At 34.9% G+C, this 21,552-nt stretch carries 26 protein-coding genes and 1 pseudogene; 9 read left to right on the top strand and 18 right to left on the bottom strand.

Translation table 11 applies throughout. The features are described 5' to 3' along the window. Positions 1-14: 14 nt before the first annotated feature. Positions 15-137 carry a hypothetical protein gene (locus L8T27_RS28620; protein ID WP_267913438.1) on the bottom strand — a complete coding sequence of 41 codons (123 nt, stop codon included), beginning with the start codon at positions 135-137 and terminating at the stop codon, positions 15-17. Positions 138-579: 442 nt separating this feature from the next. On the opposite strand from L8T27_RS28620, the gene L8T27_RS04120 reads away from it, so the two are divergent. The 3 genes and pseudogenes from L8T27_RS04120 to L8T27_RS04110 form a co-directional block, all read left to right on the top strand. Next, entirely contained in the window at positions 580-1,002 is a 423-nt protein-coding gene (locus L8T27_RS04120) for a helix-turn-helix domain-containing protein (protein ID WP_237940889.1), read from the top strand. Positions 1,003-1,159: 157 nt separating this feature from the next. Beyond that, positions 1,160-2,596, top strand: a complete 1,437-nt coding sequence (locus L8T27_RS04115) for a recombinase family protein (protein WP_237940887.1) — start codon at positions 1,160-1,162, stop codon at positions 2,594-2,596. A gap of 9 nt (positions 2,597-2,605) precedes the next feature. Next, positions 2,606-3,484: pseudogene (locus L8T27_RS04110) on the top strand (hypothetical protein); the annotation flags it as partial. On the opposite strand, the gene L8T27_RS04105 reads toward L8T27_RS04110, so the two are convergent. The 4 genes from L8T27_RS04105 to L8T27_RS04090 all read right to left on the bottom strand — a co-directional run bounded on the left by L8T27_RS04105 (position 3,479) and on the right by L8T27_RS04090 (position 5,943). Beyond that, on the bottom strand, positions 3,479-4,114 hold the full coding sequence (locus L8T27_RS04105) for a replication-relaxation family protein (RefSeq protein WP_481858857.1): 636 nt from the start codon (positions 4,112-4,114) through the stop codon (positions 3,479-3,481). The pseudogene L8T27_RS04110 and the gene L8T27_RS04105 sit on opposite strands and share 6 nt — an antisense overlap. Continuing rightward, the gene (locus L8T27_RS04100; protein ID WP_237940883.1) at positions 4,044-5,222 is read right to left on the bottom strand and encodes an FtsK/SpoIIIE domain-containing protein; all 1,179 of its coding nucleotides are present in this window, start codon (positions 5,220-5,222) and stop codon (positions 4,044-4,046) included. Before L8T27_RS04100 ends, L8T27_RS04105 begins: the two co-directional genes overlap by 71 nt. Positions 5,223-5,237: 15 nt before the next feature. Continuing rightward, a complete protein-coding gene (locus L8T27_RS04095; protein WP_237940881.1) occupies positions 5,238-5,558 on the bottom strand; it encodes a hypothetical protein in 321 nt (106 codons plus the stop codon). Between the two features lie 202 nt (positions 5,559-5,760). Then, a complete protein-coding gene (locus tag L8T27_RS04090) occupies positions 5,761-5,943 on the bottom strand; it encodes a hypothetical protein (protein ID WP_237940879.1) in 183 nt (60 codons plus the stop codon). Positions 5,944-6,132: 189 nt separating this feature from the next. On the opposite strand from L8T27_RS04090, the gene L8T27_RS04085 reads away from it, so the two are divergent. Both L8T27_RS04085 and L8T27_RS04080 read left to right on the top strand, forming a co-directional pair. Beyond that, positions 6,133-6,336: a helix-turn-helix transcriptional regulator gene (locus L8T27_RS04085; protein WP_237940877.1), complete on the top strand. Its 204-nt coding sequence runs from the start codon at positions 6,133-6,135 to the stop codon at positions 6,334-6,336. Between the two features lie 198 nt (positions 6,337-6,534). Beyond that, positions 6,535-6,945, top strand: a complete 411-nt coding sequence (locus L8T27_RS04080) for a hypothetical protein (RefSeq protein WP_237940875.1) — start codon at positions 6,535-6,537, stop codon at positions 6,943-6,945. Between the two features lie 31 nt (positions 6,946-6,976). Here L8T27_RS04080 and L8T27_RS04075 read toward each other — a convergent pair whose 3' ends face one another. Beyond that, positions 6,977-7,237: a YolD-like family protein gene (locus L8T27_RS04075; protein ID WP_237940873.1), complete on the bottom strand. Its 261-nt coding sequence runs from the start codon at positions 7,235-7,237 to the stop codon at positions 6,977-6,979. Between the two features lie 2 nt (positions 7,238-7,239). Continuing rightward, entirely contained in the window at positions 7,240-7,458 is a 219-nt protein-coding gene (locus L8T27_RS04070; RefSeq protein ID WP_237940871.1) for a WYL domain-containing protein, read from the bottom strand. 112 nt (positions 7,459-7,570) lie between these two features. Between L8T27_RS04070 and L8T27_RS04065 the strand changes: the two genes are divergently transcribed. After that, on the top strand, positions 7,571-7,900 hold the full coding sequence (locus tag L8T27_RS04065; protein ID WP_237940869.1) for a YolD-like family protein: 330 nt from the start codon (positions 7,571-7,573) through the stop codon (positions 7,898-7,900). Between the two features lie 3 nt (positions 7,901-7,903). Then, complete coding sequence (locus L8T27_RS04060; protein WP_237940868.1) at positions 7,904-8,263, top strand: YhjD family protein; 360 nt, start codon at positions 7,904-7,906, stop codon at positions 8,261-8,263. Between the two features lie 38 nt (positions 8,264-8,301). Here L8T27_RS04060 and L8T27_RS04055 read toward each other — a convergent pair whose 3' ends face one another. Next, the gene (locus tag L8T27_RS04055; protein ID WP_237940866.1) at positions 8,302-8,568 is read right to left on the bottom strand and encodes a hypothetical protein; all 267 of its coding nucleotides are present in this window, start codon (positions 8,566-8,568) and stop codon (positions 8,302-8,304) included. Between the two features lie 357 nt (positions 8,569-8,925). Between L8T27_RS04055 and L8T27_RS04050 the strand changes: the two genes are divergently transcribed. Beyond that, complete coding sequence (locus L8T27_RS04050; RefSeq protein ID WP_237940864.1) at positions 8,926-9,462, top strand: hypothetical protein; 537 nt, start codon at positions 8,926-8,928, stop codon at positions 9,460-9,462. 207 nt (positions 9,463-9,669) lie between these two features. On the opposite strand, the gene L8T27_RS04045 is transcribed toward L8T27_RS04050, so the two are convergent. The 7 genes from L8T27_RS04045 to L8T27_RS04015 form a co-directional block, all read right to left on the bottom strand. Then, complete coding sequence (locus tag L8T27_RS04045) at positions 9,670-10,473, bottom strand: glycoside hydrolase family protein (protein ID WP_237940862.1); 804 nt, start codon at positions 10,471-10,473, stop codon at positions 9,670-9,672. Between the two features lie 124 nt (positions 10,474-10,597). Beyond that, on the bottom strand, positions 10,598-10,837 hold the full coding sequence (locus tag L8T27_RS04040) for a transposase (protein WP_237940861.1): 240 nt from the start codon (positions 10,835-10,837) through the stop codon (positions 10,598-10,600). A gap of 11 nt (positions 10,838-10,848) precedes the next feature. Further along, a complete protein-coding gene (locus tag L8T27_RS04035) occupies positions 10,849-11,190 on the bottom strand; it encodes a hypothetical protein (protein WP_237940858.1) in 342 nt (113 codons plus the stop codon). A gap of 113 nt (positions 11,191-11,303) precedes the next feature. Next, positions 11,304-11,600 carry a hypothetical protein gene (locus tag L8T27_RS04030; protein WP_237940857.1) on the bottom strand — a complete coding sequence of 99 codons (297 nt, stop codon included), beginning with the start codon at positions 11,598-11,600 and terminating at the stop codon, positions 11,304-11,306. 333 nt (positions 11,601-11,933) lie between these two features. Beyond that, the gene (locus tag L8T27_RS04025; RefSeq protein WP_237940855.1) at positions 11,934-12,752 is read right to left on the bottom strand and encodes an SGNH/GDSL hydrolase family protein; all 819 of its coding nucleotides are present in this window, start codon (positions 12,750-12,752) and stop codon (positions 11,934-11,936) included. A gap of 102 nt (positions 12,753-12,854) precedes the next feature. After that, positions 12,855-13,028: a hypothetical protein gene (locus tag L8T27_RS04020; RefSeq protein ID WP_237940853.1), complete on the bottom strand. Its 174-nt coding sequence runs from the start codon at positions 13,026-13,028 to the stop codon at positions 12,855-12,857. Beyond that, complete coding sequence (locus L8T27_RS04015; protein ID WP_237940851.1) at positions 13,028-14,926, bottom strand: phage tail protein; 1,899 nt, start codon at positions 14,924-14,926, stop codon at positions 13,028-13,030. Before L8T27_RS04015 ends, L8T27_RS04020 begins: the two co-directional genes overlap by 1 nt. Before the next feature lie 142 nt (positions 14,927-15,068). On the opposite strand from L8T27_RS04015, the gene L8T27_RS04010 reads away from it, so the two are divergent. Beyond that, the gene (locus L8T27_RS04010) at positions 15,069-16,154 is read left to right on the top strand and encodes an acyltransferase family protein (protein ID WP_237940849.1); all 1,086 of its coding nucleotides are present in this window, start codon (positions 15,069-15,071) and stop codon (positions 16,152-16,154) included. 34 nt (positions 16,155-16,188) lie between these two features. On the opposite strand, the gene L8T27_RS04005 is transcribed toward L8T27_RS04010, so the two are convergent. From L8T27_RS04005 to L8T27_RS03995, 3 genes are read right to left on the bottom strand one after another with little or no spacing between them, the layout of a single operon-like run. Then, positions 16,189-17,871 (bottom strand): SGNH/GDSL hydrolase family protein, encoded by a 1,683-nt coding sequence (locus tag L8T27_RS04005; RefSeq protein WP_237940847.1) that lies wholly within the window; start codon positions 17,869-17,871, stop codon positions 16,189-16,191. An 11-nt stretch (positions 17,872-17,882) separates the two neighbouring features. After that, on the bottom strand, positions 17,883-18,686 hold the full coding sequence (locus L8T27_RS04000) for a distal tail protein Dit (protein ID WP_237940844.1): 804 nt from the start codon (positions 18,684-18,686) through the stop codon (positions 17,883-17,885). Continuing rightward, positions 18,676-21,495: a hypothetical protein gene (locus L8T27_RS03995; protein ID WP_237940842.1), complete on the bottom strand. Its 2,820-nt coding sequence runs from the start codon at positions 21,493-21,495 to the stop codon at positions 18,676-18,678. Before L8T27_RS03995 ends, L8T27_RS04000 begins: the two co-directional genes overlap by 11 nt. Between the last annotated feature and the right edge of the window lie 57 nt (positions 21,496-21,552).

Genomic DNA, 21,552 nt, shown 5'->3' with positions numbered 1-21,552 from the left:
CATGTGCCTCCATTTTACGAACCTTTTTGGCCATCATCCTTCTTCATACTTTGTTTTTTCGAAAGACTTCGAATGACGCCTGGCAGCAGATGTTTATTTACTGCGGCTGCTAATTTTTCTGCCGGAACTTTTATCATAAGATCGCCTCCGCTTACATTTTATGAGCAACAGGCTGTCTATTATGTTAGGAAGCAATCTTAGTAATAAAGTTCGTATTATTGGACAAAATAATAGAGCTTTAATAATCATCGACTTTTCTCATTTCGCGAACTTTACCACTGAAATACTCAGGGACAATACAAAATTTTTATAGAATTTTCGTTCCCTTTTCCATAATGGTAAATTTCATTGGGTTCTTCCATTCGAAACTTCTCTGCTTTCATAACTTATATATTGTTCATTCTTACTATTCTAGCTCTTTTGTGATAGTCTTCCATACCTCCTCTTCGCGTTATGCAAACTTAATACGCCCTATATTTTTCTCACTTTGCGAATATAAATATTATATTTCTCTTTTTGTGAATTTTCACTACGTTTTTAAAAAATTAGTCTAATATTGATACTAAAGGAGGGTTGGCCATGGGTGAGATAATGGGAAAAAGATTGCGTTTGCTAAGAGAAAAGAGTGGTTTATCACAAAAGTTTGTTGCTGAAAAAATTGGCGTGAAAAATAATACTCTGTCCGGATATGAATCAGGTAATCGGGAACCTGACTCAGAAATACTAACTAAATTAGCTGACTTTTACGAAGTATCTACCGATTATCTTCATGGCAGATCCGATAATACAAAAAGTTTTACAGCTGAAAATAATTATTCTTTAAATGAAATAAACAAATTAATAAAACAATATGGCTTTGAGCAAATGAGACTTTTTGACATAGAACAATGGAAAATTCTATCTCCGCAAGATGTAAAAATAGTGGAAGAACACTTTAAAATGATTGTAAAACTTGCGAAAGAGCGTAAAGCAGAAAGTAATAACGCACCTGGGACGATTTAGCTTCCAGGTGCTATTTTTATTTTACGGTGATATTCCCTAAACCATTTACAGCACCAGCCATACTAAATAAGCTGCCATCATATATTAAATTAATGATAAGCATGTTTTTTATCTTTTCAAGTGAAAAAATGCGCTGAAAAGAAGGAGGAAATCACTAATGAAAGCAGCATTGTACACTCGAGTATCCAAAGACGAGCAATTTCGAGACGGCTACAGTATTGCATCACAGAAGGATCATGGTATTAACTTTATCAAGTCACAAAGATGGGAATTATACGATATTTTTGTAGAAGAAGGTGTTAGTGCAAAGAACTTAAACCGCCCGGAAATTCAGCGATTAATTTCAGATGCAAAGGAGCATAAATTTAATGTGGTCGTCTTTTACAAGCTTGACCGTCTTGTCCGATCTGTTAGAGATTTAGATGATCTTCTTCAACTTTTTGATGAGAATAATATTGCGATTAGGTCGGTAACAGAACCGTTCGACACAACCACAGCAATTGGCCGCTTCTTAATAACATTAGTGGCTGCCATCGCACAGTGGGAACGTGAAACAATATCAGAACGTGTAGTTGTTAATATGACCAAAAAAGCTTTATTAGGCGAACGTAATGGCGGGAAAGCCCCTTTTGGATATAGCTATCAAAATGGAGAGCTTGTTATTAACGAGAAAGAAGCTTGCTTCGTAAAGGATATTTTCAGACTTTATAATAGTGGTAATGGCATGCGTAACATCTCCTTATATCTCCAGCACTTAGGGATTAAAAAGGACATACGAACAATAGGAAAAATGATAGATAACCCTGTGTACATGGGTAAGCTTAGATGGGGAAATAATTCCGATTTAGATGTGATTATTTCTGATGATGTTAAGCATCCAGCCATTATTGATGAGACTACATTCAATCTTGCTCAACGGTACAGGCAGCAAAGAGCAAAAGAAGGAAAAAAAGCTACTTCTCCCTTTCATTTCTCTGGAGTGTTACGATGTGCAAGATGTGGCAGTTCCTTATCTGGATACACAAAAAAATCCCGTGGTAGCAAGCATTATATATGTATTACTAAAAAGAACGGCGGCAATTGCAATCTCCCAATGATTACAGAAAAAGTACTAACAACTGAATTATTCCACAACCTGTCAGCAGATGATTCAGAACGTTATCTACAATTTTCACAAGAAGATTTAAAAAATTACCCTATTGAACAACCACACGACCAATCACAAATGATAGATACATTTAAAAAAGACCTGGCTGCCATAAGGACTCGCAAAAAAAACTGGTTGATGGCATTAGGCAATAACGTTATTTCGCAAGAAGAGTATCTAGAAATGACTCAAGAGGATACGAAGAAAGAAGCATTACTTTCTGAAGAACTTAACAGCATGGTGGAGGAATATGCTCCATTAGATTATCACTCTGTTCTATCTCTATTTAGTAACCTCCCTCAAATGTGGGTGACAGCGAGTGATTTTGAAAAGAAAAGCTTTATAAATGACCTGTTCCAAACGATAACAATAGATGTGCCTGCCAACTACCGCAGAGCTCCCGGCAAAACTCCCTCTATCATTATTAAACACTTCAAGCTTAACTAAAAGGACTCTTTGATGGCTATACCAGTTGCAATGGCAATGAACCTGTTCGGTCATGGCATTGCCTTATCCGGTGACTATGTCATTCAAGCAGCACCAAAGCTGACAGCAGACGCAGCAGGCATTTCTGTCGAATCTGTCATGCAAGCAAGCATTCCCCTTGTCATAGTCATGGGGCTTGTGACAACACTCACTGCATTTTTCTTAATAAAAAGAGATATAAAAAGCGGCAAGCTTACACATAAAACAGGCGTTACCAGCTCTGAGACAACAATCCTTCCAAAAAAAGAGAGCTATTTACTGTCCAAGACACAAAAACGTTTTTTCTCCATTCTAATCCCCATTCTCTTTGTGCTTGATGTTGTTGCAATGTATATACTCAATCTCCAAGGCGGTGATGCTACAGCCTTGGTAGGTGGAACGTCTATTTTTATCCTTGTTCTTATTACCCTTGTCAGCTATAAAAACAAAGGACTTGAAAAAACAACAAGCTACTTAATTGAAGGGTTCCAGTTTGGCTTTAAAGTGTTTGGTCCTGTTATTCCAATCGCCGCATTTTTCTATCTCGGCGACTCTGGGTTCACTTCAATCGTCGGCGACCATCTTCCCGATTCCTCACTAGGACTCGTCAATGACCTTGGTGTCGCATTAGCCTCAACCGTTCCACTTACAAAAGAAATAGGCGCCATTACTTTAACAGCAGTAGGTGTCATCACAGGTCTGGACGGCTCCGGCTTCTCAGGCATTTCCCTTGCAGGTTCCATTGCCGGCTTATTTGCCCACGCGATTGGCACTGGTATTAGCACTTTGACAGCGCTTGGGCAGATTGCAGCGATTTGGGTTGGTGGAGGTACTCCTTTACCAACAAAAGACATTTTATTTCATCTATAATTCAGAAAAGGTCTTGACTTGATATCTAAAACCCTTCCCTTTACACCAATTCTCTAATTTATTTTTCCTATCTTCAGTTGTTGTGAAAAATAACAATACTGGAACTGCATTTTTTATCAATGGCATTAATTCTTCATACCGTTGTATCTTCTTTTTGTTATCGATCATATCCCTCGTGTTATCAACTTCGACTAAATGAATGTATCCATTTCTTATAAAGGCAGCATCACTCACTATCCTTCTCTTAGTTGCAGGTTTCAGTCCTTTAATTTTCATTTCTAATGTTGGAACAGTAACCATTTCAATTTCGCTAATAAATTCATTTTTCCAGTCAATCGGACAATCAAAATGTAAATACACTTCATTTCTTAACAAATCATGATCTATTTGAGAAGTTTTCTTCCCTTCTTTGGTTGCTCCTATAAGTTCCCTTCCCGCTTTATTTAAATAGATAATCTTCTCTCTATTGTGGAAGGACTCATTTATATATGGTTTCAACTGTTGGACTACTCTGCATGCGTTTCTATAGCTTTTTAAATCATGAATTCTTTGGAGATGTTTAATTTTCACTACGCCCAATGTGTCTATCGTCGTCAATAATCTTTCTATTCGGCTTTGAGTTGAAATCATCGTTCTCCTCCATCATTTTAAGAATCATACTATCGTCAATGTAAGGCACCTGTACGGTTCTTTTTTTCTCCACAAGGTAAATGGCTCTGCCTGGAATGGACGGTAGGTCTTCAGCTCCTGCATCATCCAATAGCACCATACTACCCATTCTTGCTGCACAGATAAATGATATACGAGCAACTATGTTCATTTTCACCTGCATTGGGACTGCTTCCTTTGTTGGATACTGAGTAGCGTAGATAAGTCTATATCCTATACCTCCACCAATACGAGCAATCTCAGATAGTGCTGCCTGGCAGAACTCAGCATATTTCTTTGAAGCTCTGTCTTTAACAATATTAGGAGAAAGCTCTGCTCCTTCATCCACAAAGATAAATGTCCTTTTCTTTATAGGAGTATCAATTATGTTTGTATATCCTTTTTCCCTGAACATTGTTTCTTTTTGTTTAAGTTCCTCGGTTAATTTCATTAGTACCTCAGCTGATTCAAATACATCACAGGCTACTTCTTTTACTTGTTGTGGAAATAATTTTTTATATTTGTAGAATTCCAATCCTGCTTTAAGATCTAGAATGTAAATCTCTATGTCATCAGGGTTATTCATTATCAAAGTGTTAAGAATCCCCTTCATAAATACTGTTTTACCAAAACGGGTAACACCGCCGTTTAGTAAGTGGCAGTACTTTTCAAAATCATGATATAGAATACCTGTATGGTTTCTGCCAATCGGGACTTCCCATGTTCCTGGTTTAATTAAAGTTTTGTCATAATTCCACTTATTCGGTAGTTCTTCGTGGTACACACGCAGCTTTAATAAGCCGTCGAATTCATAATCAACCTCTTTATTAAGGCCATCATTTAATACTGGTAATAAGCCTTCAATGGCTTCTGATGGGATTCCTAACGGGAGTGAGTACAGGTATGTGGAATAAGATTTAGAATCGGTATGTTTGCGGATTAGCTTGGGGTATTTAATTGTTTCACCTGATTTGATTCCTACTCGTCTGTTGATGAATATTTGGTTAATTTTATCCTCATCCTTCATTTTTCTTTTAGGTATCAGTGCGGCACCAGCAATAGCTAATGGAATTGCGAATAGTTCAATCATGTTATTCCTCCTTTTTTAAACCCAATTCAACCAGTCATCGTTTTTATCTTTTTTCTTCTTCAACTTCTCATAATCATCTTTAGTGTGAATGTACAATTGGTCGCAAAATTTATAGCCATTCCCATATAGGTCAAAACGGTCCATATAATTAATCAACCTTTCATAATCTTCTTCACTCTCTAATTCGAGGTATAACTCCTTCAAATATTTATCACTAAATAGAAAAGGCGTATAACCTAACTCATCAAATTTACACTCATGTTTTCTATCCACAACCGTTTTACTTTCTTTATATCCTTGAAATATCGATTCAATAATGCGATTAAAACCACTCATTTTCAAAACTCCTTTCAATCTTTATTGAGCTGAGAAGCAGCGAAGAAAAGAGATATGTTGATAAACATATCAGTCGCTCTCAATAAGAAGTAAGATGTACAAGTTTTAAATACTAATCTATCAATCTTTGCACACTACATTGTCAAATTCACCAAGTGACAGATACATAGACCCCTACATAGTAGACTGCAATGCATACTACTTAGAAGAAAATCTTGCTGATATGGTTAATAAACCACAGAATTCCGCCAAACTTAACTGTTTCTAAAACTAGCTTTATCATGCCTTCATTTATGGTAATATTCATCTTTTCTAATGCAGTGACAACCAATAGAGATCCACCAGCTGAGCCAATAAGAACCGTTCCAAATGTTATAGGATCCATTCGTTTTCCTCCTGAAATTTACTTAGTAGACTACATTGTAGTTCGTAGTTGATATACTATATGGGTATTTTCACTATTGATGCCTGTCTATCACAAAATTTTAGTGATTAATCATAAAATTTTAATGAAAGGTAAATCCACATATTTGCAGAATAGTTATTTTGATACCTTTAATGGAGGCAATAATTTATGTTAGTAAGTAAAATCAAAGGATATATAGAGCTGTCTTCGCATAATAGAGAAGAAATTAAGGACTATATGGGAGTTTCCACTAATACAATATCTGCGTGGTGTTCCGGCAAGTCCAGACCATCTTTAGAAGATGCGTTTAAACTATCCAGATTATTAGGGGTAACTGTAGAAGATCTATATGAGTATAAAGAAGAGAATTAGGGGGAAACAACTTTTGAATGACTTAAAGAAAAAAAGAGCATTTTTAAGCAATGGTGGTTTTATGTAGGCATAGTAGTAGTATTAGGAGCCTTTTGGGCGCTTCAAGATTTTCTTGATGATGGAAAGATTAATTCGAATTCAAAAACAGCTAGTACAGAAGTTAAGCCAGAGAATAAATCTAAAAAAACAGAAGAAAAATTGAATCCTGATGAATTATTGACTAAAGAAATTAATGAAAAATTAGGAAAGAAAACAAATGAAGGTAAAGAGACTGTAGTAACGGTTGAAACTGGTGACTATACGAAGGTAATTATTAATGGGGATCAGACATTGTCAAATAAAGATTTAGAGAAATCAATGTTATTGGAAACAAAAAACGTATTCCCTTTAATATTTAAGGATAAAGATATACAAAAAGCTATGGTTACAGTTAAAACTACATTTGTAGATAAATACGGCAAAGAGTCTGATGATGATGGTATTCGAGTTTTATTAACAAGAGAAACCAATAATAAGATTGTTTGGGAGAATTTTGATGTAGATAATTACCCTGACGTTGCAGAGAGCTTATATATCCATCCAGCTGTCATTGATGCTACGAATGAATAAGATGAAAGCCCTTCTCAATCGAGTTGGGCTTTTAAACTCTCTGAACATATAAAATATCCATAAATTTAACCTTAATTGTTTCACTAAAATTTTCTATATGTATTAATTTTGTATTACTATCCATCTTAACCACTTTACCTCTTACTGGATCTTCTCTCTTCCACACAGTTAGTCTTAGTTCATTCTTTTCCTCAAATGCTTCCGTTAAGGTATTGGCGATTTCCTCTAATTCAAATTCATCTCTTGTTGGTCTTGCGGGTTTCTTAACTTTCTTAGGCTTTGCTAATTCCATAATTACGCACCTCTCATTACTTTCCGTATTGGTCCCATTGATAAAACGTTAGATAACTTAAAAGTGCGCTGCTGTTTACGTGTAAAGCAATAGGCACTAAAGGACTCTTCACTTACTTTAATAATCTGAATCCTACGTTGACTGAATTCACCTTTATTGTTTTGATAAATCATTTCTAATACCTCATTACTTTCTACAGCTCTTTTAAGTAAACCTTTCATCAATAAGACCTCCCTTTTGAGATATATTATATACGAACAATTGTTCTAAAACAACATTGAATACGAACGATTGTTCTGATATTATTTTAGATATATAAAGGAGATGGATGTCGTGATTAGGGACCGTGGAAATATTAAATGGACAGCAATAATGCTTCCTGAACATGTGGCAGCAGTAAAACAGGAGTTAATAAATTGGGAGAAAGTAAGTCAACCTATATTGGATGGGGATAGGTTAACTGAGATTGAAATGCTGATACATGAAGCTATGGAGTATAACTTGCTATTGGAGTTTAAATTATTTAAGAAAGGTTTTATCGAGTCCATAATCGGCCATACACACTTTATCGATTACATAAAAAAAGAGTTCCGGATTAAAGATAAGAATGATTTGATTCATAAAATTCCATTTCAAATAATTGTGGATGTCCAGAAGGTGTAAGCTATGACAAAGATTTTGGATGAAGACCTAAAGTTAGTGGAACAATCCATCTATTTACCCTTAGTACTATCAGTATTGGAATACGACCGTAAGGTTACTGAAATAACCCCATTTAAAATTAAGTTAGTCTATCTAGATTTAATTGAGCACACAATGTTGAAGGTTCAAATAGACTTGAAGAAAATCAATGATGAAATGAGAAAACTCAAGATGAAAGTTATTCGGGGGAATAATGATGGAGTATTCACTGAATATAATATTTACTACAAGGGTTATCACGAGGAACATCGCTTCTTTAATGCTAATTTGAAGAATAACACGCAGAAATTATTATCTTATTACTTACATAAGGATATACAGTAAAAAACAACGTAGAAATTCCGCGTTGTTTTTGGCGTAGTTTAAGGTTGATTCCAGAAAAGTAGTCTGACAACTAGTGGGATAACACCTGTAACTAGAAGGATAAGGCTATTTCCGATAATACCTGTTAATTTAAGTCCTTTGCCTTTGCTTAAAATACCAAGGATTAAACCAATAATAGGTAAAACAATACAAATAGCAATCATTACGGTACCAGAGAAAAGGTCCCTTCCGAAGAAAGAAATCCCGTATACTACCACTGGAATAATAAAGAAAATAACTGTTAAGACACCAAATATATTTTTCATAATATCCCCTTTCGTATCTGTTAAATTATAACATAAGCACAAAGGTTACTGGGATATTTACCCAAGCTAATTCTATATTCCATACAAAAAAACCTTACTAAAAAGTAAGGTCAGCCACCACGTGGTAAATCAAATTCCCGGCCAACTCCGCCTGGGTCTTTTTTATTTTTTATTCCTATTTTACCTGGATCTTTCATAAAGCATTCCTCCTTATTGTTTATTTATATTTCGACATAAAAAACTTTGTTCCTTTTAACGAATTAATTTTGACTTAAATTAAGCTGTATTACTTAATATTAATGCCTTTTAATGGTATAATTCCCTAGTTAATACATTCAACAAGAAGGGGAAGAATTAATGAAAAAGCTACAATTATCTTTATTACTTATGGTCTTTTTAGTAATGGCCGGTTGTTCTCAATCAGAAACAACGAACACTGAAGTAAATAAACTCAAAGAAACAAATAAGACATTGATAGAGGATTATAACAAATTAGTAGATAAAAAAGAAAAACTGGAAATGGAGTTAGACACGTATAAAGAGGTTGATGAAAATTCCAAACATTTAACTACAATTATAGATGACTTCATTCACGCTGCACAAAAGGGAGATACAGCTACAATGCAGGCTAATATATCTAAAGAGTTTACTTTTGAAAAACAAGAAGAATGGTTAACTGCAGTGAACGGTGAAAAAAACTTTCCTTTTTACTCAGATTTTTATAAAACTAAATTAAAAAGTTGGTATTTACAAGGCATAGATTATGATAAAGAAAAGGATTTTGTTCGAGTATTTGCAAGAGTTGGCTACTCAGATGGTGAAGATAGTTGGTATTTCGAGATTATTAAGGAAGATGGATATTTTAAAATAAGTGATCTTCAATATGAAACGTAATAGCAAAAGCCCCTTTAATCAGGGGTTTTTAACTTTTTCTAAAGTAAAAAAAGACCTTACCCGTAAAGATTACATAAGAATAAGGCCTGCAATAATACTTAAACTTAACCAGCAATATTATTATATAGTAATATATACCTACACCCAAGTAAAAGGACCTATTAAGAAATAAAAAAAGGCCCTACCCTGAAGAGTAAGGCATGATTATTACTTCACTCTAATTTTTTGGTTAGCATAAATCAAATTGACGTTCTTAATGGATGGATTCAAAGCCTTTATAGATGCTACAGTCGTTTTATATTTTTTAGCAACCTTAGTTAAAGTGTCGCCACTTTTTATTACATAATATTCTTGATTATCCTCATTAGGATCAATCCAACTTCCAGCTACTCCTTTTTTACTGGTAAGGTTAATCATGCCTTGAAATTCGTTAAATACATAATAAGTACCGGCTTTTACAGCACCTTTTTTATTCTTTTGAGACTTTGCATCAGCTGCACTAACATAGGCACTTTTGCCAGAAGTTAATTTATATGTTTTAGCTGAAGTAACTTCTGCTTTTTTTGCCTGTGGAAGACCTGTTAAGAATAATGCTTTTTCTTTCGCTCTACGTTTAACTAGCCCGTTCAATACCTTACCACCAGATTTATTCCACAAATCAAATTGATCTGCAGCTTCTATATATTTACCCTGGTTCAACAACTCGAGCAAAGTACTTCTCTTTAACGCTCCTTCTCCACAGTTATATGTGAAGGATACTAGCGCATCAAATTGATTTTGATTTAAGGCTACTTTTACATTACTGTTTACAGCACTCTCAAAGCGTGCAACATCTGCTTTTAAAAATTTATCAGCTTGTGCCTTTGTAATAGTTTGTCCTTCTCTAACGTCTGCTCCATAGTGTCCATATCCTATGGTCCAATGCTCTTCTGTTGAAACGGCTTTATAGGCTGTAAGCCTAACACCTTCAAAGGATTTAATTAAATTCAAACCATTTGTTGATAATTCCAATGTACATTCCCTCCCATTAATATTTTTCGTCCAGGATGTCAGGATCTTCTTTCAATAATTCAAGGAAAGCTTTAATTTTCTTAATCACTATGATCACTCCAATAGAAAAGAGCAGCCATTACGGCTACTCTGACTTGGTTATTGTTTTAACTCCGCTATATAATCCACCAGCTGAAAGGCCAATTATCAGACCATAAATAATCCCTGTCTTCAGGTCAACATCTAAATATAAAATACCTATAGGCAATCCAAGAATTGCAGATACCAATGGAGCCATCTTTGTAGGTAAATCTAAGCTGCGTTTTAAAAGCTCAACCAACGCAATAATTACAGCAATAAATACTGCTACAGTTAATTCTTCCACACTTGCATCTCCTATCTAGTTAATAAATTTTCCAACAACAAATAAAGGACACTTCCGCTTCCACAGATGAGTCCCGCTACTTTCCAAAATTGTTGTTGTGTATATGTCTTTCTGTCTCTTGAAGTCTTCCTGTCTTCCTTATCCTCTTCAAGAACATGATCAAGAAGCTTTTGTGTCATCTCTTGTTGTTTACCAGACTCTTTCAAAACAGTGTTCTCCGTAGCCAGTAATTGCGTTTTGATTTCTTGATTCAATTTCTCCTGTATTTGTTGATAATCCTCGAGTGCTTTTATCCTTTCCTCATGATTCTCAACTTTTTCCTCCATAGTTATTGGTACCTCCTGTGTTGGCATTTTCCCATCCCCCTTTTATCTCTATATACAAATGGATTCACCTCCTTAAAAGGCAATAAAAAAAGATCCTTCACTGTTAATGAAGAATCTCTTTAAATATTAACTATTCTTTTTCATCGTAAATCAACAATCTGATTAACATTTTTGCAGAAAACATGATACTCTAATTCATCTAATTTTAATACTCCCATAAATGAGTATGATTTAAAATCAAAATCAATTTCATCATCATTTGGTAGATACATCCGGAATTCTATATCGCAAACACCATCTTGACTGTTATCTTCAATATAGGAAATCTTTACTGAATTCCCATCAAGTCTTACGCCTAATAACTGGCTATTCAACGGAAATTGCTTTATTTGTACTTTTGTTGTATCAATATAAGTAGTTCTTATAAGAGCGGCCATAAGGTAAACACCTCCTTTTTTCTGCTAATATTCGACAGAAAAAGGGAAAATCCTTTTAGCAATAAATCTAACCAATATATTTCATTAAAATATTAACTTTATCCACCCAAAGAGTGAAATCCACAACGGGATACTAATTAAAGTTGCAACACTAAAACCTACTGCAAAATTTTCTTCCACAAATGAACTCCTCCTATTGTTTGTTAATTCACTTTACCCGCTTTATTACACAACTAATAACATGTAAGTAAGGACTGAAATTTGATACACTCTCTTCAGACTGGCTTATCCTTCTTGAAAGTGTAAAAAAAGAGCTCCCTTATAGGGAACTCCTTATTTAAGTAACTCATATGCTTTTTCAAATATTTTTGTAGCTATCTCAGCATGACCTTTATCATTGGGGTGCCATCCATCACTTTCCCCCCCATTGTATACCTTATACCCCTTCGGGCCGTAAGTATCATCTCTATATTGCCAAACTGATTGTATATTTGCAACTTCAACATTTTTAGACTTTCCAACGCCATTTATTATTCGATCAAGTTCTAAAGATGTACCACCACTATTCCATGTTGTTACTATGATTATCTTTGTAGATTTTGAATTTGTTTGTATCTCATCAATTAAATATTCCAATCTCTCTTTGAATTCTTCATTGGTGGAATATGAGTCTTCAAACTTTTCAATATAATCGTTATTTCCAAATTGAATTGTAACAAGGTCAGGCTCTAAAGCTATAAGATTTTGTATATTGGGTAATGCACCATTTTTTAAGCCTGTACCACTTCTAACAGCTCCATTTTCTAACTGAACCACATATCCTAACTTTTCTTCAATTAAATCTGTCAAAACACTTACATATTTTGTTTCTTCTTTGGTTGCAAATGCACCTTCAGCTAAACTATCTCCCATGGGATAATAAGTTAAAGTGTCTCCTTTGTGACTTTCATAAATTCTCTTTTCTTCTGCCTTTTTATCTGCTAATTCTTTTTCTTTCTTCTCCGCAGAGTCTTTAAGGTACTGTTCATAGTTTGCTTGTGCAACTTCTCCAGCTGATTTTATGTTATTGTCATACTGAATTTTCCCATATACTATAGCAGAAAGTCCGATTAAAATTAGTACTAGAAAAGTTATTTTAATAACATTTTTCATTTATTACACCCCAAAATAAAATATAATAAATTCATTATACATTTTTTTTATTTTTTGAGGTATTATTTGTAATATATTTTAGAAATTAACAGTTAATAAAATCTAATAATGAGGAACAATCGATTTAATATCTATTCTGGATAGTATAATATCCCCAAAGGCAACAGTATTAATCTCATTTGTATTCAGTTTTTCATTGGTTTCTGCTGCATTGTAATCTGTTACATCCACTTCATACTCGTTACCGCTATGTGTCTTGATTTTCAATTTAATCATTAAAATTCCCCTTCCCCTCTGCTTTGGATAAAGAATTGAGTATATATTTGTGCATTTATTCTTCCTAAATCGTCTGGAGTAATGTGGATTGTATGCCAACCTCTATTCACTTTACCTGAACTATCCTTAGATAAATAAGGAATTATATTGATGTTGTCCCCATTCAAAGCAGTTATAGGCACAGCATTGCCATCAATTTTTATAGAAACTTTTGCAGGCATTTTATCCAGTTTATATATCCCAAATTCCAAATCATGCGTGTGATCCTCTAACGTAAAATTAAAAGGATGCGTATGATCTTCCAGTGTAAATTCAAATGGATGAGAGTGTGGTTCTAATTGAAAACTAAAACCATGACTATGTGCTTGCAAAGTTACATCATGACTGTGTTCAAAATGCTCACCATTAATTTGAACTTCATGAAGATGATAACCATAGTTAGGATAGCCTTCGTCTGATTCTTCTCCTGGTACAGCATTAGTAGGTACTCCGGTTTGAAGGTTCATTTGTGCAAATGTTTTTGTGGATGTTGATTGAATTGTAGCACCTCCACTTTCAGTTGTACTACTTTTTATCGTACCTCCACCACCGCCTGTTGTAGATGCCTTTACAGTTGAGCCTCCACCCCCTGTTGTGGAAGCTTTAACAGTGGAGCCACCGCCTTTTGTCGCCCTCCCATATGTCCTGAAAGACTCAGTTTTATAGGAAAGTATCGCTTTATTTAACCTGACAATTTCTTCAGGAAAATAAACCATTATCTCCGCTGGATTTTCTGAATCTGCATTATCGTTGTATGAGTAGTTTGAAATATTAGTAGCTCCTTGGGCATACAACTCGTTTATCTGCTGCCTACGTTCCAAATCGGTTTGAGTAGTGGCTAAGTCTCCCTTAAGATTTCCAAGCTCTAAGCTAACATTCCAAGGTTGTCCTTTTGCGTCTGCTTTATTTTCTTTTTTAATTCGTAAATCAGTTACAGGAAAGTCGTCCACATTAATTCGGACTACTTTTCCTTCTTTGAATTTATCTTTTGCCAAACCGGTTATTCTTGATAAATCTGCAGCTGTTATATTCCAACTCACCTTTGGCTTCTTCCACTCTTTAAGTAACGCCTTAGCACTCGCCATTAAACTGTTAGGGTCTTCAAATCGTGTATCTGCCCAGATATATTCCCTCAATCCATGTTCAACTATAGACGCAGCATCTTCTACATAAGGGATTCCGTTATTAACCTTTTTAATTGTTAATTGGTTGTCTCCTTCTCCATAACCCAAAGGATAAATCCTGTTATAAATCCCCATTGGATCCTCTTCGACTTGCAAGTCAATCAAGTTATATCTTTCTCTGATCTCACATGTTGGTTCAGTTTCAGGAGCAACTAAATTAAGGGTCCAGGGAAATGATGTAGTATCCCATGACCAGCGATACTCCTCATCGAATACCTTCGGAATACTGAAGATGGCAGACAGGAGATTAGAATTTTCCCACTTGTAGGAGAAATACCTTGTAAAGTCCACCTGTCCCAGTTTCCAATGCTTCACTTCTTGAAGATCTATTAACAATTGCAAGTTTTCTCGTGTGGATAGATTAGTTGTCTGCTTGTAACCAAAAATGCTCTTATCAAGCAGGTTAGCAAGTACATGTTCAAGTGTATACTGAACTTCTTTTGTATTTTCGTTCTTCACTGTTGCCTTTGGAATTATCCTAAATAGACCTATATATTCATTTTCATCCACAATCTCGATGTAATGAAGAGCATTACAATATTTGTTCTTCAAATCATTTAAAGGCAATGAAAAAGACGCTCCCCATATTTGGTTGAACGTCTTTTCGTAACTTATAGTATATGCATTTTCAAGGTATGCTACTGAATCATGATTATGATTTTTAACTTTTAACATTATTACCTCCAGCTCCAGGATAAATTAATTTAACTATAATACAGACAGATATCTTTCTTCACTTAAAATTTTGCTTGAGATTAAGTAAATTTAATGTTAAAAATATCTAAGTAAAATGAAATAGTTAAAAAGGAGTACATGTGTGAAAAAATACGATTATTCACTAGACGCAATTAAAGGCTTTAGTTGTTTACTAATGATACTTGCACATACACCTTTGGAATTCTCAGGTGCTATTAGGACATTCCAAAGTATTGGTGGATTTGCACCAGTTTTATTCTTCGCTGTATCTGGCGTAACAACAATTTTCCAAATTGAAAGAAAGGATTTCATTTCTTTATTTTATTTTTATTTATCTTTTGCAATTTTAGGATTCTCATACAATGCTATTTGGCACCCTGATTTATGGAAAAATCTAAACTCTGACGTACCACAAATTATTGCACTTGGTGTATTAACCATTTATTTAATTGAGAAATATATTAAGCCAAATTTATTTTTCTATCTTTTATTAACAGTCGTTGTTTTTATTATTCATTTCTATACTTCAAATAGAATCTATGATTTTCCTCTAAAACAATTTATTTTTAATGAAGGTGGATTTGCATTTTTCCCTTGGATATTCACATTTTTCACAGGGGTTATTGCATACAGAATAAGAAATTCATTTAACCTCCTGTTTGCAGGCATTTCTACATTATTATTATTTATATACTATCTAATTAATAAAGGTGACCAATTAATTGTAAAATATGATATGTCAATTGGCTATTTTCTCTTATCGTTAGTAATCATATTCTTATCATTTTATTTATTTAGAAAAAAACAGAAATACAGCCCTAACAACCTACTTATTTTCTTAGGTAAAAATTCTTTTCTTTTTCTGTTTATCCATTTATTTTTCATTAATACGTTTGTTTGGCTTCATTTATTTAAAGTGAACTATATTATAATTTGGTTATTAGTTACAATGTTATCTCTTATTGGAGTAAAGTTGTTGCCACGCTTAAATAAGTACATTGAAAGTTATTTTGAAAGCAAACTATTATGGGTTGTATTAGCGTTTGCAATTATCACTGTTCCATTATTGATATCTTCAACGTCTTTAGTAATGTTAATAGAAATATTCTTAGGAATTTTATTTTCATTAAACTATAAAAGGCTAACTTCACTAACAACCATTAAAATAAAAATTAATAAAGCTAGTACAGCTAAAGCACTTGAGTAATTATCAAGTGCTTTAGCTGTATCTTATTTATTACTTATAACTCAGCTAAAAACGCAGCAATCATCTGATCCGCTTCCATACAATAACCTGGTTCATTCGGATGTAGATAATCTGTTAAAACTTTCTTCAACTCTGTTGCATTTCGGTATGCTGGTTGCATTTCATATGGGTACCCGTACTCAACGTTAAATCCTGCTGCTACCGGAACGTAGGTTACAAAACTACTATAATTCGTCTCCACAGAAAAATCGTCATATGCTTTATTAATATTTAATACATCTATATTATGCATATAAGCATTGTAAAAATCGTTGATTGGACTTGCGGGAACTAATCCACACAAGAAGACTTTGCAATTGGGGTAGTCTAAATGTAATTGGTTTATGAATAATTTCAAGTCAGATACTATCTGTTCAGGAGTCCTACTATATGCGAGCAAGTCATTTACCCCATGTTCCAAAAACATGTAGTCAATATCCCCAGTGAATCCGTTATTAGACATATAGTATTTAAAATCTAACTTTAAGGTAGTAGGGTTCCTAAATGGATTTTCGGTAAATCCTGTCCGCATTTGTTCTGGAGGTATAACGAAATCATGAATTGCGTACCCCCCCATTCCTTGATGTTTGACTCCGAACGAGGTTTTCCTACCTATAAACTTATAATTGCTCCACCCTCGCTGAGTAACTAAATAATCATTGATTTCCCTTGAAAAATAACCGGCTTGGGTAAAACTATCCCCAAAACAAATTATATTTTTTTCTGTAGAAGGATTTACTTTCGTAGCCGGGTCAGTGTGGACAATATTAAAAGTAACTGTGTCTATTTGTTTTCCTGTATTAGCATCGCAGATAAAGAAGGTATCTGGCCTGACTCCGCTAGAGTACTCAGTTCTTACGTAATGATCTTCTCTTATTTTAAATATACCGTCTTTGTAAGAAGATTTATAAAACAAACTATTTAGATTTGGTGCCGAGACGACACTGCGATAATAAACTTTAACAGGCCTACCTACTATTCCATATACTTTTCTAGGAAAATAAAGTTTGCGTATCTCACTTTTTAAATTGTTTATTATTGTCTGTAACTCAGCGCTTAATTTAGGCATAGTGATAATGTTATTTTTCAAACCTAACCAACTTACCAGATAGGTTCCGCCGGTATTTTCGATGAAATCAGAAGGGTAAGTACTTCCCTTAACAATCATCTGGGAAGATGCAGGTGTATTATTTATGACTAAATTAAACCGTGCGTATTTGATTCTGGAATCATTAGGCGTAGTTATCGTTAAAGGCGAAACCCATGCTATTGTGTTTATACTAGCTGCAATAGGCTTTTTATTTACATCATAAAACATAGCGCTAACGGCATTAACTGATAATCCACCTTTATTCGTAAAAATATCGTTTGCGGCAGCAGCGATATAATCTGTATATCCCCAATTAGAATCACTTACATAAACTTCTCCACCGTCTGGAAAGTTTGCAGCAGTTGCAATTCTTTTCCCTGTAGTTACTAAAGAAGCAGTCAATAAGTTTGCACTAGGAGTCAATGCCTCTACTCCGTCTATACGACTTGGTTCTATAGGTTTATTGAACTCGTTCAGTGTTAAATTAGCAGTTTTTATTGCTTCATTTGCATTATCGATTGCTTTATTAATCTTCGGATATGCTTCATCTAAATAATCTGTATCTAAAATTTTAGGAGCATCTACCATTTTCTCACCACCTATATAAACTGAGATTTATATTTAAAATTAACTTCTAAATTCATATTTTCACCTGATATTTCTAAACTGTTATCTCCTGGTAACAAATCAATGAATTTACCGACTAATTTAGAAAAGGTATCGGTACCGCCTTCTGTTACCATGTAAGTTTCTCCCTCCACAACAACAGGCTTACTTGAAACAATATTAGTAATCTTGAATGAATGATTATTTCTTGTATTTTTTATGGTTAAGCTTGTGGCCGTACCCGAAATGGTAATTCGTGGGCGTAAAGCTAATGTACCGTCATTAATAACCTTTATTGTTTGATTACTTGTAATGCCAAATGAATGCCTTGCACCAGGCTTCACATGAGATCGAACAGGTATATGACTTCCCATTCTAATTAAATCCGCATCTATAAAGAAATACTTAGTGGGATCATTTGCAACTAAAGGCAGTTCAAATTGGTCCATTTGAAACAGCATCTCTGGTGTGAATTGACTAGAAATCTTAGCCATATAATACTTGTCTTGCTCATAGTCGAATGACAATTTAAATTCCCTCGGCTGCCTATATGCATCAAATAAAAAAGCAACGAATTTATTTTTCCTTCGTTGCCTTTCGTACCTATCTCTTACAAAAACTTTTACTGGTAAACTAAACTGCTTTGCACCTATTTGAGTGCCTAAACTTAATAGCCCTGGTCTCCCCGGAATTGATAAGGTTTGCTCATTAAACTCAGGTGTGGAGGGATGAACATGGCCAAACTCTTCAATAAGTCCAAAGTCTTCAAATGTATAGTTATCAAGTTTAGTTGGCAAATATCACCCCTCCTTTTCTTGCTGCAGTTACAGTGCGATCTCTTAGTTTCGTTGCTATTTTATCAATATCTGCTTCTTCTCTAACATTAAATACAGCTCCATTTAACATGCCATTAAAGTTAAAGGTATTATTGCTTGCATTGGTAGTTGAACCTTTAGATAAATCAGGATAAGCAGCTTCTTTCATTGAATCAGAAGCTCTTGCTATCCTTGCTGTAGATTGTTCCATACCAACAGCAAGTCCCGCTCCGATATACTTACCTATCTCATCACGCATCAACCGCGATGGACTGTTGATATCAAAGAAGCTCGTAAATCCATCTTTTATACTTTGTCCAATGGATGTTACGCTGTCCCAAATCGCGTCTCCCATTGAAGCTATGCCATCAATTAAACCTTGCATGATCTGTTTTCCCGTTCCCGCAAGATCAATTCCTTCAAGGAAAGAAGTAATGTTATCCCATATATTCTCGAAAGTTTGCTTTATGGATTCCCAAGCACCTTCCCAGTCACCTTTTATTAATTTAAGTACTGTTTGAATTATGCCAAGTACTAAGTCGATGGCCGTTTTCACAACTAACTGTATGGTCTCCCAAGCGTATCGGACAGTCCCCACAATTAATGGCCAAATCACCTCAAAGATTCCTTTAATAACACCCATAACACCTTCAATAACAGCCTTTGTATTATTCATAAACATGTCAACAATAGCCATAATCTGCTGTCCATTTTCATCCCAAAAAGCTTTTATTCTTCCTAGGACTTCTCCAAAGAAAGTTGATACCTCAGTCATTATGGTTGTAACAAGGTTCTTTATATAATCCAAGGCAATAAAAAAGGCTTCCTTTATCGCTGTCCAAATCTCTTGGACTTTGTTTCGGAAGTCTTCATTATTTTGATATAAAGCTACAAAGGCAGCTATTAGGAGACCTATAATTGCTATTATTGCAGTTACTATAATAACAATTCCCGTAAAAGGAGCCATTAATGCACCAATTCCGACCTGCGCCACCGCGGCAGCACTAGCTAAAGTTGCAAATATTGGAGCTAAAGCAAATATTAAACCTAATAATATTCCTATAGCTACACTTATAGCAGTAATAGTTGCTGCTAGTACAGGGTTATTACTAACCCATTCAGCGAATTTAGAAATTATGTCTGCAATTAGTGTTAACAACGGTTGCAAAGCAATCTTCAAATCTGCAAAAGCTTTCTGAAGTTTAACTGCTGGATCTGCATTTAATGTAGCAGTCGATTTATTAAGTTCCTTGATATTATTACCTAAATTAGTTACCTGAGAGTCAGCATTTAGTATAGTATCTATTATATTTTGTCCTTGGTCTTCAAACATTGTACCAAATACCAAAGTCCCTAAATCATTCTTTGCAGTGCCTTCCATTTCATTTATGGTTTCCGCAATTTCCCGCATAGCTTTTGAACCTTTTTCTCCACCTTCAGCAATTGCTAATGCCCACTCGTCAAATTTATCAATTCCTCCTTCTACCGAGGAAGCAATTTCTCTTTGATCTTTTGACATAGCTGAGGAAAATTCAGCCATTTGAATACGCCCTTCTTTTAGCCCATCCAAAAGATTATCTATATTCCAAGTACCTGTATCCACACCGGCAGCAAAAATCCCTTGGATTTCAGTTGCGTCATATCCAGCTCTTTGCAGCTGTTGACCATATTCAGCTATAATATCGATCTGTTCAGGTGGAAAACCCATTTTTAATAATGAATTAGCAAAGGCTACAGCTTGTTTGTCGGAAATTTTCAGTTCAGAAGCAATTTCATTTACTTCCTGAATTAATTCTGTAAAATCAATACCTTCATATGTTTTTGCAATAGTTGTTGCTCCTTGAATTACAGCTAAGTTTGCTTCATCTGTCGCATCCTTATTTAAAGCCCACTGCCTTCTTACACCTGCGACTGCAGCCTCTTCATCCTCAATAACAGCATTAACGTCTAAGATAGCATTTTTTATTGTTTGTATTGACTCTTCTGGTATATCAAAAGCCAATTCTATTTTTGTATCGAGACTAGAGCTTTCCAAAGCACTTTCAATGGCTCCCGATATCCCTCCGCCTGCAATCAATGCACCAGCGACATTTTCAAGGTCATAATCTAAATCCTCAATTGAAGTTTCAGCTTGTCTGGCGTCATTCTCTAATTGTTGAAGTTCAGTTCTGACGTTTCGAATAGAGTTTCCGCTATCTACAGTGCGAAGAGTGTTTCTGAGGCGCTCTATATCTCCATTAGAGCCAATAGCTTCTCTTCCTATGCGTTGGAAGGTGTTTTCTAGGTCTCTGCTAGTCGCTGTACCATTCTGAATTGCTCTGACTAACCTTTGCCCTAACACATCTGAATAGTCCTCCACAGCTGTTCCAGTAGCTTCAAACAACGTCGTTAGTCTACGGGTACCTTCTCCAACCTTTTCCTGTTCTCTTTGCAGTCCATCTAAAGAATCTTGAAACCTTTGAAGAGTACGTTCAGTATCTTGTAGTTCACGTTGAAAGGCACGATATTGTTCTTCTTTAATATCTCCACGTTCAAACTGTTGCTGAACCTGTGCCTCTGCTTGTTTTAGTTGGTCTAACTTTTTCCGAGTGTTTTCCACTGAATCTGTAAGAAGTTGCTGACGTTGTGCCAGTAATTCCACATTATTGGGGTCAAATTTAAGAAGTTTTTCTACATCTTTTAATTCACTTTGGAGTTGTTTCGATTTCTTATTAACATCAGATAAAGCACCCTCAAGGCTGGTTGTATCTGCTCCGAGCTCAATCGTAATCCCTTTTATGCGACTTGCCATGTTCTCACCTCACTTAAAAGCTATCAAAGTCAGTTTGTTTTGCTTTCCTTGGCTTAT

Origin of the sequence: Niallia sp. Man26, from assembly GCF_022049065.2 — a bacterium.
Taxonomy (GTDB): Bacteria; Bacillota; Bacilli; order Bacillales; family Cytobacillaceae; genus Niallia.
Note: the sequence above shows the minus strand (reverse complement) of the source record. Positions and strands in the feature narration are given on the sequence as shown.

Coding starts and splice junctions, on each gene's coding strand:
- L8T27_RS28620 (WP_267913438.1), bottom strand. CDS start 137: ATGATAAAAGTTCCGGCAGAAAAATTAGCAGCCGCAGTAAATAAACAT.
- L8T27_RS04120 (WP_237940889.1), top strand. CDS start 580: ATGGGTGAGATAATGGGAAAAAGATTGCGTTTGCTAAGAGAAAAGAGT.
- L8T27_RS04115 (WP_237940887.1), top strand. CDS start 1,160: ATGAAAGCAGCATTGTACACTCGAGTATCCAAAGACGAGCAATTTCGA.
- L8T27_RS04105 (WP_481858857.1), bottom strand. CDS start 4,114: ATGATTTCAACTCAAAGCCGAATAGAAAGATTATTGACGACGATAGAC.
- L8T27_RS04100 (WP_237940883.1), bottom strand. CDS start 5,222: ATGATTGAACTATTCGCAATTCCATTAGCTATTGCTGGTGCCGCACTG.
- L8T27_RS04095 (WP_237940881.1), bottom strand. CDS start 5,558: ATGAGTGGTTTTAATCGCATTATTGAATCGATATTTCAAGGATATAAA.
- L8T27_RS04090 (WP_237940879.1), bottom strand. CDS start 5,943: ATGGATCCTATAACATTTGGAACGGTTCTTATTGGCTCAGCTGGTGGA.
- L8T27_RS04085 (WP_237940877.1), top strand. CDS start 6,133: ATGTTAGTAAGTAAAATCAAAGGATATATAGAGCTGTCTTCGCATAAT.
- L8T27_RS04075 (WP_237940873.1), bottom strand. CDS start 7,237: ATGGAATTAGCAAAGCCTAAGAAAGTTAAGAAACCCGCAAGACCAACA.
- L8T27_RS04070 (WP_237940871.1), bottom strand. CDS start 7,458: ATGAAAGGTTTACTTAAAAGAGCTGTAGAAAGTAATGAGGTATTAGAA.
- L8T27_RS04060 (WP_237940868.1), top strand. CDS start 7,904: ATGACAAAGATTTTGGATGAAGACCTAAAGTTAGTGGAACAATCCATC.
- L8T27_RS04055 (WP_237940866.1), bottom strand. CDS start 8,568: ATGAAAAATATATTTGGTGTCTTAACAGTTATTTTCTTTATTATTCCA.
- L8T27_RS04050 (WP_237940864.1), top strand. CDS start 8,926: ATGAAAAAGCTACAATTATCTTTATTACTTATGGTCTTTTTAGTAATG.
- L8T27_RS04035 (WP_237940858.1), bottom strand. CDS start 11,190: ATGCCAACACAGGAGGTACCAATAACTATGGAGGAAAAAGTTGAGAAT.
- L8T27_RS04030 (WP_237940857.1), bottom strand. CDS start 11,600: ATGGCCGCTCTTATAAGAACTACTTATATTGATACAACAAAAGTACAA.
- L8T27_RS04025 (WP_237940855.1), bottom strand. CDS start 12,752: ATGAAAAATGTTATTAAAATAACTTTTCTAGTACTAATTTTAATCGGA.
- L8T27_RS04020 (WP_237940853.1), bottom strand. CDS start 13,028: ATGATTAAATTGAAAATCAAGACACATAGCGGTAACGAGTATGAAGTG.
- L8T27_RS04015 (WP_237940851.1), bottom strand. CDS start 14,926: ATGTTAAAAGTTAAAAATCATAATCATGATTCAGTAGCATACCTTGAA.
- L8T27_RS04005 (WP_237940847.1), bottom strand. CDS start 17,871: ATGGTAGATGCTCCTAAAATTTTAGATACAGATTATTTAGATGAAGCA.
- L8T27_RS03995 (WP_237940842.1), bottom strand. CDS start 21,495: ATGGCAAGTCGCATAAAAGGGATTACGATTGAGCTCGGAGCAGATACA.